Annotated in this window: 11 protein-coding genes and 1 other annotated feature; of the genes, 9 read left to right on the top strand and 2 right to left on the bottom strand. The window is 62.3% G+C overall.

Annotation, left to right across the window (positions count from 1 at the left end):
- Positions 1-6: 6 nt before the first annotated feature.
- Both JHW44_RS10780 and murJ read left to right on the top strand, forming a co-directional pair.
- Positions 7-2,784, top strand: coding sequence for a [protein-PII] uridylyltransferase (locus JHW44_RS10780; protein ID WP_089344596.1), 2,778 nt, complete (start codon positions 7-9; stop codon positions 2,782-2,784).
- 5 nt (positions 2,785-2,789) lie between these two features.
- Entirely contained in the window at positions 2,790-4,322 is a 1,533-nt protein-coding gene (gene murJ, locus JHW44_RS10785; protein ID WP_089344484.1) for a murein biosynthesis integral membrane protein MurJ, read from the top strand.
- A gap of 9 nt (positions 4,323-4,331) precedes the next feature.
- On the opposite strand, the gene JHW44_RS10790 is transcribed toward murJ, so the two are convergent.
- Positions 4,332-5,033: a rhomboid family intramembrane serine protease gene (locus JHW44_RS10790; protein ID WP_089344483.1), complete on the bottom strand. Its 702-nt coding sequence runs from the start codon at positions 5,031-5,033 to the stop codon at positions 4,332-4,334.
- A 75-nt stretch (positions 5,034-5,108) separates the two neighbouring features.
- On the opposite strand from JHW44_RS10790, the gene trpS reads away from it, so the two are divergent.
- From trpS to JHW44_RS10805, 3 genes are all read left to right on the top strand, one after another.
- On the top strand, positions 5,109-6,143 hold the full coding sequence (gene trpS, locus JHW44_RS10795; protein WP_089344482.1) for a tryptophan--tRNA ligase: 1,035 nt from the start codon (positions 5,109-5,111) through the stop codon (positions 6,141-6,143).
- Between the two features lie 133 nt (positions 6,144-6,276).
- Positions 6,277-6,332 (top strand) — a sequence feature (sul1 is cis-regulatory element that is thought to sense ions involved in sulfur or methionine metabolism; They are found in Alphaproteobacteria).
- A gap of 64 nt (positions 6,333-6,396) precedes the next feature.
- Complete coding sequence (locus tag JHW44_RS10800) at positions 6,397-7,887, top strand: SulP family inorganic anion transporter (RefSeq protein WP_089344481.1); 1,491 nt, start codon at positions 6,397-6,399, stop codon at positions 7,885-7,887.
- 13 nt (positions 7,888-7,900) lie between these two features.
- Complete coding sequence (locus tag JHW44_RS10805) at positions 7,901-8,755, top strand: universal stress protein (RefSeq protein WP_179217726.1); 855 nt, start codon at positions 7,901-7,903, stop codon at positions 8,753-8,755.
- 25 nt (positions 8,756-8,780) lie between these two features.
- Here JHW44_RS10805 and JHW44_RS10810 read toward each other — a convergent pair whose 3' ends face one another.
- Positions 8,781-9,095 carry a hypothetical protein gene (locus JHW44_RS10810; protein ID WP_089344480.1) on the bottom strand — a complete coding sequence of 105 codons (315 nt, stop codon included), beginning with the start codon at positions 9,093-9,095 and terminating at the stop codon, positions 8,781-8,783.
- A gap of 153 nt (positions 9,096-9,248) precedes the next feature.
- On the opposite strand from JHW44_RS10810, the gene pyrC reads away from it, so the two are divergent.
- The 4 genes from pyrC (at position 9,249) to JHW44_RS10830 (ending at position 13,771) form a co-directional block, all read left to right on the top strand.
- The gene (gene pyrC / locus JHW44_RS10815) at positions 9,249-10,292 is read left to right on the top strand and encodes a dihydroorotase (RefSeq protein WP_089344479.1); all 1,044 of its coding nucleotides are present in this window, start codon (positions 9,249-9,251) and stop codon (positions 10,290-10,292) included.
- Positions 10,289-10,960, top strand: coding sequence for an orotate phosphoribosyltransferase (locus JHW44_RS10820; RefSeq protein WP_089344478.1), 672 nt, complete (start codon positions 10,289-10,291; stop codon positions 10,958-10,960). Before pyrC ends, JHW44_RS10820 begins: the two co-directional genes overlap by 4 nt.
- An 80-nt stretch (positions 10,961-11,040) precedes the next feature.
- Positions 11,041-12,528 carry a replicative DNA helicase gene (locus JHW44_RS10825; RefSeq protein WP_089344477.1) on the top strand — a complete coding sequence of 496 codons (1,488 nt, stop codon included), beginning with the start codon at positions 11,041-11,043 and terminating at the stop codon, positions 12,526-12,528.
- Positions 12,529-12,574: 46 nt separating this feature from the next.
- On the top strand, positions 12,575-13,771 hold the full coding sequence (locus JHW44_RS10830) for a multidrug effflux MFS transporter (RefSeq protein WP_089344476.1): 1,197 nt from the start codon (positions 12,575-12,577) through the stop codon (positions 13,769-13,771).
- Positions 13,772-13,937: the final 166 nt, after the last annotated feature.

Genomic DNA, 13,937 nt, shown 5'->3' on the forward strand with positions numbered 1-13,937 from the left:
TTGAGCATGCCGGAAGCCACGCCCCAAACACAAAGCGCCCCGGCCTTGCCCGGGGCGAATGAACTGTTTGCCCCCGACAGTTTCATCGAGGCACTTGACCAGCGCCTTGCCGATCTCAGCGAAGCGCGCGAAATCCGCAAGGCCACGGTCGAAATTCTGACCGAAGCCCGCGCCGCCGCCATGGCCGATATCGAGGCCGGATTCGCCAGCCATCCGCGCGCCGCGCGCGAGACGGTGCGCGCCATTGCCAGCCTGACGGATGGCATCGTGACGGTCATCCATCATGTTGCGACGACGCGCCTGCATCCGCTGCACAGCGCCTCCGAGGGCGAAAAACTGGCCGTGCTGGCCGTCGGCGGCTATGGCCGGGCCGAGATGGCCCCGTCCTCGGACGTCGATCTGCTGTTCCTGACCCCCTACAAGATCACCGCATGGGCCGAAAGCGTGGTCGAATCCATGCTCTACATGATGTGGGATCTGAAGCTGAAGATCGGCCATTCGATCCGCAGCGTGGATGACTGTCTGCGGCTGGGTGCCAGCGACATGACGATCCGCACCTCGCTGGTCGAACACCGTCTGGTCACAGGCCATGCGCCGTTGACGCAGGAATTGCGCGACCGGCTGTGGAACGAACTCTTTGCCAAGACCATTCCCGAATTCGTCGAGGCCAAGCTGGAGGAACGCGATACCCGGCATCAGCGCCAGGGTGGCCAGCGCTATGTTCTCGAGCCCAATGTCAAAGAGGGCAAGGGCGGGCTGCGCGACCTGCAGACGCTGTACTGGATTGCCAAATATATCCACCGCGTCGATCGCGCGGTCGAACTGGTTGATCTGGGCGTCTTTACCCGCGACGAGCATCTGGCCTTCTGGCAGGCAGAGGATTTCCTTTGGGCCGTGCGCTGCCATCTGCATCTGATCGCGGGGCGTCCCGCTGACGTGCTGTCCTTCGACATGCAGGTCGAGGTCGCCCGGCGCATGGGCTATCGCGACACCTCTGCCCGGCGCGGCGTCGAATATTTCATGCAGGACTATTTCCGTCACGCCACCCGCGTAGGAGAACTGACCCGCGTGTTCCTGACCTCGCTCGAGGCCCAACACGTCCGAAACGCCCCGATTCTGGGCCGCCTGTTCCGCCGCCGCCGCAAGCTGAAGGCGGGCTTTGTCGACCTGCACGGGCGGTTGTCCATTGCCGATGAGACGGAATTCCTGTCCAACCCGCTGAATATCCTGCGGCTGTTCGAAGAAGCCCTGCGCACCGGAATCCTGATCCACCCCGACGCCATGCGCCTTGTCTCGGCGAACCTGAAACTGATCGACGACCGGATGCGCAACGACCCCGAGGCGATCCGGATCTTCATGGACCTGCTGCTGAAACATGGCAATCCCGAACGCTCGCTGCGCCGGATGAATGAGCTGGGGGTTCTGGCCGCCTTCATCCCGGAATTCGAGCCGGTCGTGGCGATGATGCAGTTCAACGTCTATCATCACTATACGGTGGACGAACATTCGATCCAATGTGTCGCTGCCCTGGCCGAGATCGAACGCGGTGAACATCCCTCGGATCTGCCCCTCTCCAGCGAGATCATGCGCGACGGCATCAACCGGCGCGTGCTGTATCTGGCGACCTTGCTGCATGACATCGGCAAGGGCCGCCCCGAAGATCATTCCATCCTGGGGGCACGCATTGCGCGACGCATCGCAACCCGTTTCCGCTTTCAGCAGGATGATGTCGAAACCGTGGAATGGCTGGTGCGCAACCATCTGTTGATGTCCGATGTCGCCCAGAAACGCGACATCTCGGACCCGCGGACCCTGCGCGACTTTGCCAAGGCCGTGAAGACCCGCAAGCGGCTGGACATGCTGCTGGTGCTGACCGTCTGCGACATTCGCGGCGTCGGGCCGGGAACATGGAACAACTGGAAGGCGGCGCTGCTGCGCAAGCTGCATGAAGAAACCGCGCTGGTGCTTGAAAACGGTCTGGAAGAACTGAACCGCGACCGCCGCCAGAACGAGGCCAAGCGGTCCCTGCGCCACATGCTGATTGCCAAGGGCTGGGAAGCCCGCCAGATCCGCACCGAACTGGGCCGACACTACGACAATTACTGGCCGGGCCTGCCGACGGAAACCCAGGCAAGCTTCGCGGAACTGCTGCACGGGATCGGTGCCGATGACATTCGCATCGACCTGCGCGCCGACCATGAGCGCGATGCGACCCGCGCGGCCTTCGTGCTGGCCGATCATCCCGGCATCTTTTCGCGACTGGCCGGGGCGCTGACACTGATGGGCGCCAATGTCGTGGATGCACGCACCTATACGACGCGTGACGGCTATGCGACGGCCGTATTCTGGATTCAGGATTCCGAGGGCCATCCTTTTTCCGAAGAACGTCTGCCGCGCCTGCGCCAGACGATACTGCGGACATTATCGGGGGAAATCGTCGCGCGCGAGGCCTTTGCCAGTCGCGACAAGCCCAAGAAACGCAACCGCGAATTCCGCTTTCCGACCCATATCACCTTCGACAATGAGGGCAGCGACATCTATACGATCATCGAGGTGGATACCCGCGACCGCCCCGGGCTCTTGTATGATCTGACGCGGACTCTGGCCGCGAACCATATCCAGATCGTCAGCGCCGTCATTGCCACCTTCGGGGCGCAGGTCGTTGACAGCTTTTACGTCAAGGACATGTTCGGGTTGAAAATGCACAGCGAGTCCAAACGTGACGCGCTGGAGAAAAAACTGCGCGCGGCGATCGCCGACGGAGCAAAACGGGCAGAGGCGTAGTCGAGATGAAATCCGGATTGGTGCGCGGGTTCCTGTCAGTGGGAATCTGGACCTTCGTATCGCGCGTGTCGGGCTTTGTGCGCGACATCCTGATGGCGGCATGGTTGGGCACCGGACCGGTTGCCGAGGCTTTTCTGATCGCGCTGTCGCTGCCCAACATGTTCCGCCGGTTCTTCGCGGAAGGTGCCTTCAACACCGCTTTCGTGCCGATCTTCTCGAAAAAGCTGCAAGACCGCGAGGATGCCCAACGCTTCGCGAATGAGGCATTTTCGGGACTGTTCGTCACCGTGCTGTGCCTGTCGGCCATCGCCATGATCTTCATGCCGGTGCTGGTCTGGCTGATGGCCTCGGGCTTTCAGGGCGATGAACGTTTCGGACTGTCCGTCGAATACGGGCGGATCACCTTTCCCTATATCCTGCTGATCTCCATGGCCTCGATGATATCCGGGGTGCTGAATGCCAATGGCCGATTCACGGCGGCGGCGGCGGCTCCGGTGCTGCTGAACCTGCTGTTCATCGTGGCAATGGCACTGGGACGCTGGCAAGGATGGGATCTGGGACTGACCCTGGCATGGGCCACGCCGGTCACCGGGATTTCACAGCTTGCGCTGGTCTGGTGGGATGCGCGGCGCACGGGCTGGACCTTTGTGCCCCGCCGGCCGCGTCTGTCGCCCGATATGCGCCGTTTGCTGGCGGTCGCCCTGCCGGCGGCCTTCGCGGGGGGCGTGGTGCAGTTGAACCTGCTGATCGGACGTCAGGTCGGGTCACGTTTCGAAGGCGCCATCGGCTGGCTTTCCTATTCCGACCGGCTGTATCAATTGCCACTTGGTGTGGTCGGCGCGGCGGTTGCCGTGGTCCTGCTGCCCGAACTGGCGCGCCGCTTGCGGGCCGAGGATCACGCCGGAGGTCAGGCCGCCTATTCGCGCGCCACCGAATTCGGGCTGTTCCTGACCCTGCCGGCGGCCTTTGCCATCGCCGTGATCGCCGAACCGATGGTGGCCACCCTGTTCCAGCGCGGCCAGTTCACCGCCCATGACACCGCCCAGACCGCCAGTGCGCTGATCGTCTATGCCCTGGGCCTGCCCGCCTTCGTCCTGCAAAAGATCCTGCAGCCACTGTATTTCGCGCGCGAGAACACCAAGGCCCCCTTCCGCTTTGCCTTGATGTCGATGGTGGTGAATGCCGTCGTCGCCTTTGGCCTGATGCCGCTTGTCGGTTTTCTGGCCGCCGCCCTTGGCACGACCATTGCCGCATGGGTCATGGTGGGTCAGCTCTGGCTGGGAACCCGCACCATGGGACAGGCAGCCCGCGCGGACGCGCGGCTGCTGCGCGCCGCGCCCCGCATTCTGCTGGCCTCGGCGCTGATGGCGGTTGCCCTGTGGTTCACCAAGGGCTGGCTTGCCTCGACGGATATGGGGCGCATCCCCGCGCTGGCGATTCTGGTCTTTGGCGGCGCGGCGCTTTATTTCGGGCTCAGCTTCGCGACCGGCGCCTACCGCCTTTCCGAGCTGAAATCCGCGGTCAAACGCTCGCGCTGATCACCCGGTTCATCGCTGGCGGATGTGGCGCAGGGCGCGCGCCACTCCGCCATCGACCAGCAGAAAGCTGAGCCCAAAGCCAATCGCGAATCCGGCGATTTCGGCAATCCAGCCGTATCCGGCATTTCCGAAGATCACGCCGAAAACCAGTTGGAACAGCAACAGCATTCCGATCAGGGTAAATGCGCGCAACCGGTTGGCATGAGTGGCCGCCAGCCGCGCCCACAACAGGAAGGTAAAGGCACCCACCAGCCCGTAGACCGCCGGATAGCCGCCAATCAGCGGCGCGGGGCGCCCCGACAGCAGCGACATGGCTGCCGTATAGACAAGCGCGCCGCCCGCTGCCGATCCCAGATACAATACGATCACGGCCCATGGGCGGAACTCGCGCCCCACAAGATTTCCCAGTGCCAGCGTAAAGGCCAATACGAACAACGCATGGGTCAATGAACCATTCACGAAGCTATAGGTCACCAGCCGGTACAGCTGATCCCAGTCGATCACCCCCAGCGACCACATCCGCTGGATCATCTCGGGGGCAAAGGCCGTGATCTGCATGGCCGACAGGCGCAGGCCCACGCCCTCGGCGCCACCGACAAAACCGGCCCGCCCAAGCGCAAAGACGACCTCGGCGGCGATCACCGGCAGGGCCAGCAGCCAGACCGCGGCGGGCAACGGGTTCAGGGGGGACTGGTTCAGGCCATCGCGCATCTGGTTTCCTTCAAGGTTGCGAACGCTGCGACCAACAGCTAAGCCAGCGCAACGGAAAATCCAAGCAGGCCAGACATGAGCGAGACGAGCAATCCGGGTTTCACCCCCCGCATTTTTTCGGGCATCCAGCCGTCGGGCGGGTTGACCCTTGGTAACTATCTGGGGGCGCTGAAACGCTTTGCCGCCCTTCAGGGCGATCAGGCCGAAACGGTCTATTGCATCGTGGATCTGCATGCGATGACCGTCTGGCAGGACCCCGAGGCGCTGCGCAACCGCACCCGCGAGGCCGCCGCCGCCTTCATGGCATCAGGCGTCGATCCCGTGAAATCCATCCTGTTCAACCAGAGCCAGGTCAGCGCCCATGCCGAAATGGCATGGTTGTTCAACACGGTCGCCCGTGTCGGCTGGATGTACCGGATGACCCAGTTCAAGGACAAGGCCGGCAAGAACAGCGAAAATGTCAGCCTTGGCCTGCTGGCCTATCCGGCGTTGATGGCGGCCGACATCCTGACCTATCAGGCCACCGCCGTCCCTGTGGGCGAAGATCAGAAGCAGCATCTGGAACTGACCCGTGATGTCGCGGCCAAGTTCAACCATGATTACGGCGTCAATCATTTCCCGATCACCGAACCCTTGATCGAAGGGGCGGCCACCCGCGTCATGTCCCTGCGCGACGGTTCCAAGAAGATGTCGAAATCGGATCCTTCGGATGCCAGCCGCATCAATCTGACCGACAATGCCGATGCCATCGCCCAGAAGATCCGCAAGGCACGCACTGATGCCGATCCGCTGCCCGGAAACATGGAAGGTCTGAAAGACCGGCCCGAGGCGCGCAACCTGATCAATATTTATGCCGCATTGGCAGATGAGACCCCCGATCAGGTCCTGGCGCGTTTCGAAGGTCAGGGCTTTGGCGCCTTCAAGCCCGCCCTGGCCGAGGTTGCCGTTGCCACATTGGCCCCGATCACCAGGAAAATGGGTGAATTCATGGACGACCCGGCCGAGATCGACCGGATTCTGGGTCAGGGCGCGATACGCGCCGATGAGATCGCCTCCCCGATTCTGGAGCGCACCAAGGACATCATGGGGCTGCTGCGGACGCGTCCCTGACGGCGCCCTTCATGACATGAGAATGCCGCCGCCCCCTTGCGGCGGCATTTCAGTTTGGCCACAGCTGCGCGAAAAAGCCGCAGGCTGGGGTTGCGATCCGGCGATGTTTGCGCCTATCAGCCCCCAATACGCGCATGGACCCGGTGAGATTCCGGGTGGCTCTTCCGGCCGCTGATCCGCCGGATAAACCGAACCTTATACAGCAATGCCGACGTGACCCGCATAGGTCGCACCGGTCGGGAACGGATTGTTCATGTTTTCATTCGATACCTACAAACGCCAATGGACCGGGAATATCCGGCCTGACCTTCTGTCGGGCCTGGTTGTGGCTCTGGCGCTGATCCCCGAGGCAATCGCCTTTTCAATCATTGCCGGCGTCGACCCGAAGGTCGGGCTTTATGCCAGCTTTTCGATTGCGGTGATCACCGCGATCACCGGCGGGCGACCGGGGATGATCTCGGCCGCAACGGCGGCGACCGCCGTGCTGATGGTCACATTGGTGCGCGATCACGGCCTGCAATACCTGCTGGCCGCCACAGTTCTGGCCGGGCTGATACAGATCTGCTGCGGCTTGTTGAAGCTGGGCTTCGTCATGCGCTATGTGTCGAAATCGGTGATGACCGGCTTCGTGAATGCGCTGGCGATCCTGATCTTCATGGCACAACTGCCCGAGCTTGACCCAAGCAGGGTGCCATTCCTGACCTACCCGCTGGTGGCCGCGGCACTGGCGATCATCTATCTGTTCCCGCGCATCACCAAGGCCATCCCCTCACCGCTGGTCACGATCATCGTCCTGACCTCGCTGAGCATGTTGATGGGCTGGGACGTGCGCACCGTCGGCGACATGGGTGAACTGCCCGACACGCTGCCCGTGTTCCTGATCCCCGATATTCCGCTGAATCTGGAAACGCTGCAGATCATCCTGCCCTATTCACTGGCCGTCGCTGTCGTCGGCCTGCTGGAAAGCCTGATGACGCAGAACCTTGTGGACGAGCTGACCGACACGCGCTCGAACCGCAATCAGGAATGCATCGGTCAGGGCCTGGCCAATACCGCCACCGGCTTCATCGGCGGCATGGCGGGTTGCGCGATGATCGGCCAGTCGATGATCAACGTGAAATCCGGCGGGCGAGGACGTCTGTCCTCTTTCGTCGCCGGGGTCTTCCTGCTGATTCTCGTCGTGGGTCTGGGCGATCTGGTCAGCCAGATCCCCATGGCAGCACTGGTCGCGATCATGATCATGGTGTCGATCGGCACGTTCAGCTGGTCCTCGATCCAGAACCTGCGCACCCATCCCCGTTCATCCTCGGTGGTGATGCTCGCGACCGTGGCAACCGTGGTCTACACGCACAATCTGGCGATCGGCGTTCTGGTCGGCGTGCTGCTGTCGGGCATCTTCTTTGCCGCCAAGATCGCACAGCTGTTCAGTGTCAGCTCGACGATTTCCCCGGACGGGCGCGAACGGCGCTATGTCGTCCAAGGCCAGCTCTTCTATGGCTCGGTCGAGGATTTCATGGCCGCCTTCGACTTCCGCGAGGCTCTGGACAAGGTGATCATCGACGTCAGCGGCGCACATATCTGGGATATCAGCTCGGTTCAGGCACTGGACATGGCGATTCTGAAATTCCGCCGCGACGGGGCCGAGGTTGAACTGGTAGGCTTGAACGAAGCCTCTGAAACCATCGTTGACCGGCTGGCGATTCACGACAAGCCGGGCGCGATGGACAAGCTTGCGGCGCATTGAGGAGGGCATCGTAATGGCCGAGAAGATTATCGCTTTGGTGGACGGGTCGATCTATGCGGCCTCGGTCTGCGAACATGCAGCCTGGATTTCCGGGCGCACCGGTGCGGCGGTGGAATTGCTGCATATCATGGGGCGCCGTCAGGGCGCGGACCAGCAGGATCTGTCCGGTTCGATCCGGCTGGGAGCACGCAAGCGCCTGCTGGAAGAACTGGCCACGCTGGATGAACAGCGGGCACGGGTTGCCAATGAGCACGGCCGGGCCATCCTGGATGATGCCCGCGCCCTGGTGGAAAAGGCCGGCGCGACCGAGGTCACCACCCGGCTTCTGCAGGGCGATCTGGTTGAAACCGTGGCCGAATTGCAGTCGGAAACCCGCGTTGTCCTGATCGGAAAACGTGGCGAGGCTGCCGATTTCGCCAAGGGGCACCTGGGGTCGAATCTGGAACGTATCGTGCGTGTCAGCCAGAAACCCGTCCTGGTCGCCTCGCGCGCGTTCCGTCCGGTCAACAAGATCCTTGTCGCCTATGATGGCGGCGCTTCGGCACAGAAAGCCGTTGATTACATGGCACAAAGCCCGCTGTATCAAGGGCTGGAGCTGACACTTGTCACGGTTGGAAATGCCGATGCTCAGACGCAAAGCAAACTGAAACTGGCCGCAGACAAGCTGCGCGCAGCAGGGTTGCAGGTCGCGACGCGCCAGGTCGACGGCCACCCCGATTCAGCGCTGAGCGCGCTGATCGAAGGCGAAGGCTTCGACATGCTGGTGATGGGCGCCTATGGTCACAGCCGCATCCGCAGCCTGGTGATCGGCTCGACCACCACGGAAATGGTCCGCAGCTGCAAGGTGCCGGTGCTGATGTTCCGCTGAGTTTCCCCGGCCTCTGATCCGCAGATCAGCCCTGCCGGGTCAGACGGCGCGAATTTGCACGCGTGCGTTTGCTATAGGGGCGCAGCGCGGCGGTCATGACTCGTTCGAGACTTGCGCCACGGCTTGCCGCCTCGGTCATCGCGAACAGCGACTCCGAGGCGGCAGCATGTTTTTCGGCCACCATCCGGAACGGCTCGCCCGGGGATTGCGGGGTCAGCCCGATCATTCCTGCCATGCGCATGGTGATCACCATTTGGGAATCAACAGCGATCCGTGCCATCTGTGCCCAGACCCGGGCAGGCACGATGGCAGCGCCCATCAAATTCTTCAATTCTGTCATTGTATCTTTCAAATTCCTTGGGCGGTCAGAAAATTCCGACGCGCCATATGGCAGACAATGTATCACAGTTTTCAAAAATGACCGTGTTACAATATTGTCAATCGCTCATCGGCAATCTTGGCAAGCCCTGCGCGGCGTGTATAGAGGCATCCCATGACCGAAAGCATCACCCTTCGCCGCCCAGACGACTGGCACCTGCATTTGCGCGATGGCGCAATGCTGTCGGCCGTGGCCCCGCTCTCTGCCGGTTTCGGCCGCGCGATCATCATGCCCAACCTTGTGCCGCCCGTCGTGACCGGCCAGCAAGCCGCCGCCTATCGCGACCGGATTCTTGCCGCCCTGCCCGAAGGCGCGCCGCTGCAACCGCAAATGACGCTCTACCTGACCGATGGCACCGATCCCGCCGACGTGGTTGCCGCGCATCGCGACGGTATCATCCGCGCAGTCAAGCTGTATCCCGCCGGGGCAACCACCAATTCCGCCAGCGGCGTGACCGATTTCGACCGCGTGCGCCCCGTTCTGGACGCCATGGCAGAGGCCGGCATCCCCCTGTGCGTGCATGGTGAAGTTACCGATTCCGAAGTGGATATTTTCGACCGCGAGGCCGTCTTCATCGACCGCATTCTGGACCCGCTGCGCCGCGCCACCCCGGATCTGCGGGTGGTGATGGAACATATCACCACCGCGGATGGCGTCGCCTATGCCCGTTCCGGCGGCGAGAACCTGGGCGCAACGATCACCACGCATCATCTGGTCATCAACCGCAATGCCATCCTGGCAGGAGGCATCCGCCCGCATTACTACTGCCTGCCGGTGGCCAAACGCGAAAGCCATCGTCTGGCATTGCGCGAGGCGGCAACCAGCGGCGAGGCCCGGTTTTTCCTTGGCACCGACAGCGCGCCCCATCCCGACAGCGCCAAGCTGCAACCCTGCGGCTGCGCCGGGTGCTTTACCGCGCCCAACACGATGTCCATTCTGGCCCATGTCTTCGAACAGGAAGGCAAGCTGGACAAGCTGGAGGCTTTCACCAGCCTCAATGGGGCAGCGTTCTACGGCATGGCCCCCAACGAGGATCGCATCCGCCTGACCAGACGCGATCAGCCCGCCAGCTATCCCGAGACCGTTTCCACCGGAGACGAAACCGTAACCTTGTTCGATGCGGGTTTCCCGCTTTACTGGCATCTGGAGGACGCATGAGCCTGCCCTATCCCACCCGCGAGGAAATCGCCCGTCTGACAGCGCGCATGCTGCTGGAAATCAAGGCGGTGGATTTCAACGCCGAACAGCCATTCACCTATGCCTCTGGCCTCAAGGGGCCGACCTATGTCGATTGCCGCCGCATCATCAGCTTTCCCCGCGTGCGCCAGACATTGATGGATTTCCTGGCCGCCACGGTGATGCGCGATGCCGGGTTCGAGGCCTTCGACAATGTCGCAGGCGGCGAAACCGCGGGCATTCCCTTTGCCGCGATGATGGCCGAACGCCTGGCCCTGCCGATGACCTATGTGCGCAAGAAGCCCAAGGGTTACGGCCGCAATGCCCGGATCGAGGGCGTGATGACCGAGGGGCAGCGCGTGCTGCTGGTCGAGGATCTGACCACCGATGGCGGCAGCAAGCTGTCCTTCGTGGATGCAATCCGTGAAACCGGGGCAAGCTGTGCCCATACTGCCGTGATTTTCTATTACGGCATCTTTTCCGAAACGACCCAGCGCCTTGCCGATCACGGTGTCCAGCTGCACCACCTGTGCACCTGGTGGGACGTTCTGGAAGAGGCCCGCAAGCAGGAAGCCTTTGACCAGAAGACGCTGGACGAGGTGCGCACCTTCCTGACCAATCCCCGCGCCTGGCAGGCAGCGAACGGCTGACCTCACCCAGATGCAGATGGCCCCAACCGGCGCGATGTGACATAAATGGCCAACGACAAGAATCGACGGGGGCATCGAACATGAGCGGGTTGCGGGTCATCATTCCGGGTCAGGAAACCGACGGCGAAGACAAGGCTGCGATCCCCTATTCGCTTGAGGCGGAACAGCAGTTGCTGGGAGCCTTGCTGACCAATAATGACGTCTTCGACCGTGTCAGCCAGGTCATCAAGCCCGAGCATTTCTATCATCCGGTTCACGCGCGCATCTTTGAAATCTGTGCCGAACGCATCCGCAAGAATGCGCTGGCAAGCCCGGTCACCATCAAGGCCTTCCTTGAAAATGACGACGGGCTGAAGGAACTGGGCGGCGCACCCTATCTTGCGCGGCTGGCCGCCTCGGCGATCTCGGCCTATGCGGCGCGTGACTATGCCCAGATGATCCGCGAATTCGCACTGCGGCGCGAATTGATCGGACTGGGACAGGACATTTCCGCCCGCGCCGCCAGTGTCGAGGTCGGCGACGACGCCGAGGAACAGATCAAGGCAGCCGAGCAAACCCTTTACAAGCTGGGCGAACAGGGCGTGGCCGAACGCGGATTTCAAAGTTTTCTGAAAGCCGTGACCGGAGCCGTTCAGGCCGCCAATGCCGCCTATCAGCGCGACGGGAAACTGTCGGGCATTTCGACCGGCCTGGTCGATCTGGACAGCAAGATGGGCGGGCTGAACAATTCCGACCTGATCATTCTGGCCGGACGTCCGTCGATGGGGAAAACCTCGCTGGCAACCAATATTGCCTTCAATATTGCCAAGGCACACAAGACCGGCGAACGCCCCGATGGCTCGATCGGCACGGTCGAAGGCGGTGTTGTCGGTTTCTTCAGCCTTGAGATGTCGGCCGAACAGCTTGCTGCGCGGATCCTGTCAGAGGCAGCCGAGGTGCCTTCGGAGCGTATCCGCAGCGGGAACATGGACGAGGGCGAGTTCCGCCGCTTTGTCGAGGCCGCCCATGCCCTTCAGAACTGCCCGCTCTATATCGACGACACACCTGCCCTGCCGATCAACCAGCTGGCCGCCCGCGCGCGCAAGCTGAAGCGGACCCATGGTCTGGACGTGCTGATGGTCGACTATCTTCAACTGCTCAAGGCCGCCAGCGCCAAGGACAGTCGTGTGAACGAGGTCAGCGAGATCACCCAGGGCCTGAAGGCCATCGCCAAGGAACTGAACATCCCGGTGATTGCCCTGTCGCAGTTGTCACGCCAGGTCGAAAACCGCGATGACAAGCGGCCTCAGCTGTCCGATCTGCGTGAATCGGGCAGTATCGAGCAGGATGCCGATATCGTGATGTTCGTCTTCCGCGAGGAATATTACCGCGAGCGCGAAAAGCCCTCGGATGCGGATCTGGATGCCATGGCCAAATGGCAGCAGATCATGGAGCAGGTGCACGGCAAGGCCGAGGTCATCCTTGGCAAGCAGCGTCACGGCCCGATCGGCACCGTCGAACTGTCCTTCGAGGGGCAATTCACCCGTTTCGGCAATCTCGCGCGCGACCGCCAGTCGCAATGGGATTAGGCGCGACCAGGATGACAACTTTCCGATCAGACCTGTCGCTCCACGGATGAGCGCAGCCCGAACGCCACCCCATCCCGTGACCCTGGTCGCGCTATCCGGTGTGTCCGCATTGTCGATGAACGTGTTTCTGCCCTCTCTTCCGGGCATGGCACGGGATTTCGGCGTCGATTACGCGCTGATGCAACTGTCCGTGTCGGCCTATATCGGGGCCAGCGCCCTGCTGCAGTTGCTGGGCGGCCCGATCAGCGACCGTTTCGGGCGCAGGCCGGTGGCGCTGACGGGGCTTGTCCTGTTCCTGCTGGCAACGGTGGGGACTTTGATCGCGCCCACGGCATCGAGCTTTCTGTTCTTTCGGATGATCCAGGCGGTCATCTCGGTCTGCATGCTGCTGTCTCGCGCCACCGTGCGCGACATGTTCGAGGGCGACAAGGCAGCCTCGATGATCGGCTATGTCACAATGGGCATGGCCGTGGTCCCCATGATCGCCCCGGTGATCGGAGGGATCATGGACGAAGCCTTTGGGTGGCGGGCGAATTTCGCCATGATGGGCCTGCTGGCAATGGTTGTGCTGATCGTCGTCTGGCGCGACATGGGCGAAACCGTCCGTGGCGGCGGCATCACCATGCGCCAGCAGATCGCCAACTATCCGGTTCTGGCACGGTCGCATCGTTTCTGTGGCTATTGCCTTGCGGCAACGCTCTCTTCGGGCTGTTTCTTCGCCTATCTGGGCGGCGCCCCCTTTGTCGGAGAGCAGGTCTTTGGCCTGACGACCGCTCAGGTCGGCTATTTCTTCGCCTCTCCTTCGATCGGTTATCTGACCGGGAACTTCCTGTCGGGGCGCTATACCGCGCGCATCGGGTTGAACCGGATGGTGCTGGCCGGAGCGTCGATCTGCTTTGCGGCCCTGTCCCTGTCGCTGATCTCGACCCTTGCTGGCGTGGTCAGCCCGCTGATCTTCTTTGGCTCCATTGGCATCATGGGCCTGGGCAACGGGCTGGTCATGCCCAATACCAACGCCGGCATGATGAACGTCCGCCCCGAACTTGCCGGCACGGCCAGCGGTCTGGGCGGCGCCCTGGCCGTGGCGGGTGGCGCGGCGCTTTCCGCCGTGGCAGGCGCTCTGCTGACCCCCGGATCGGGGGCGGCACCGCTGCTGGTCATCATGTGCGCCTCGGCACTGGGATCCTTGCTGGCAATCCTCTGGGTCTTCAGACGCGAAAGGCAACTGGCCCGCATGGGGTAGATATCTGCGGGAAACCCGATCTTAATCTTTGGCTGCCATCGTTGTCCCATGGCACCAAGCATCCCCGTCCCGATCCGTCGCGCAGATGACCCGCCGCTGCCCACCGGCAGCAAGGGGCTTGCCCGAAGGACTTTGCAAAGGCTACAGCCTTATTTGCAAAGAACGG

Origin of the sequence: Paracoccus seriniphilus, assembly GCF_028553745.1 — a bacterium.
GTDB lineage: Bacteria > Pseudomonadota > Alphaproteobacteria > Rhodobacterales > Rhodobacteraceae > Paracoccus > Paracoccus seriniphilus.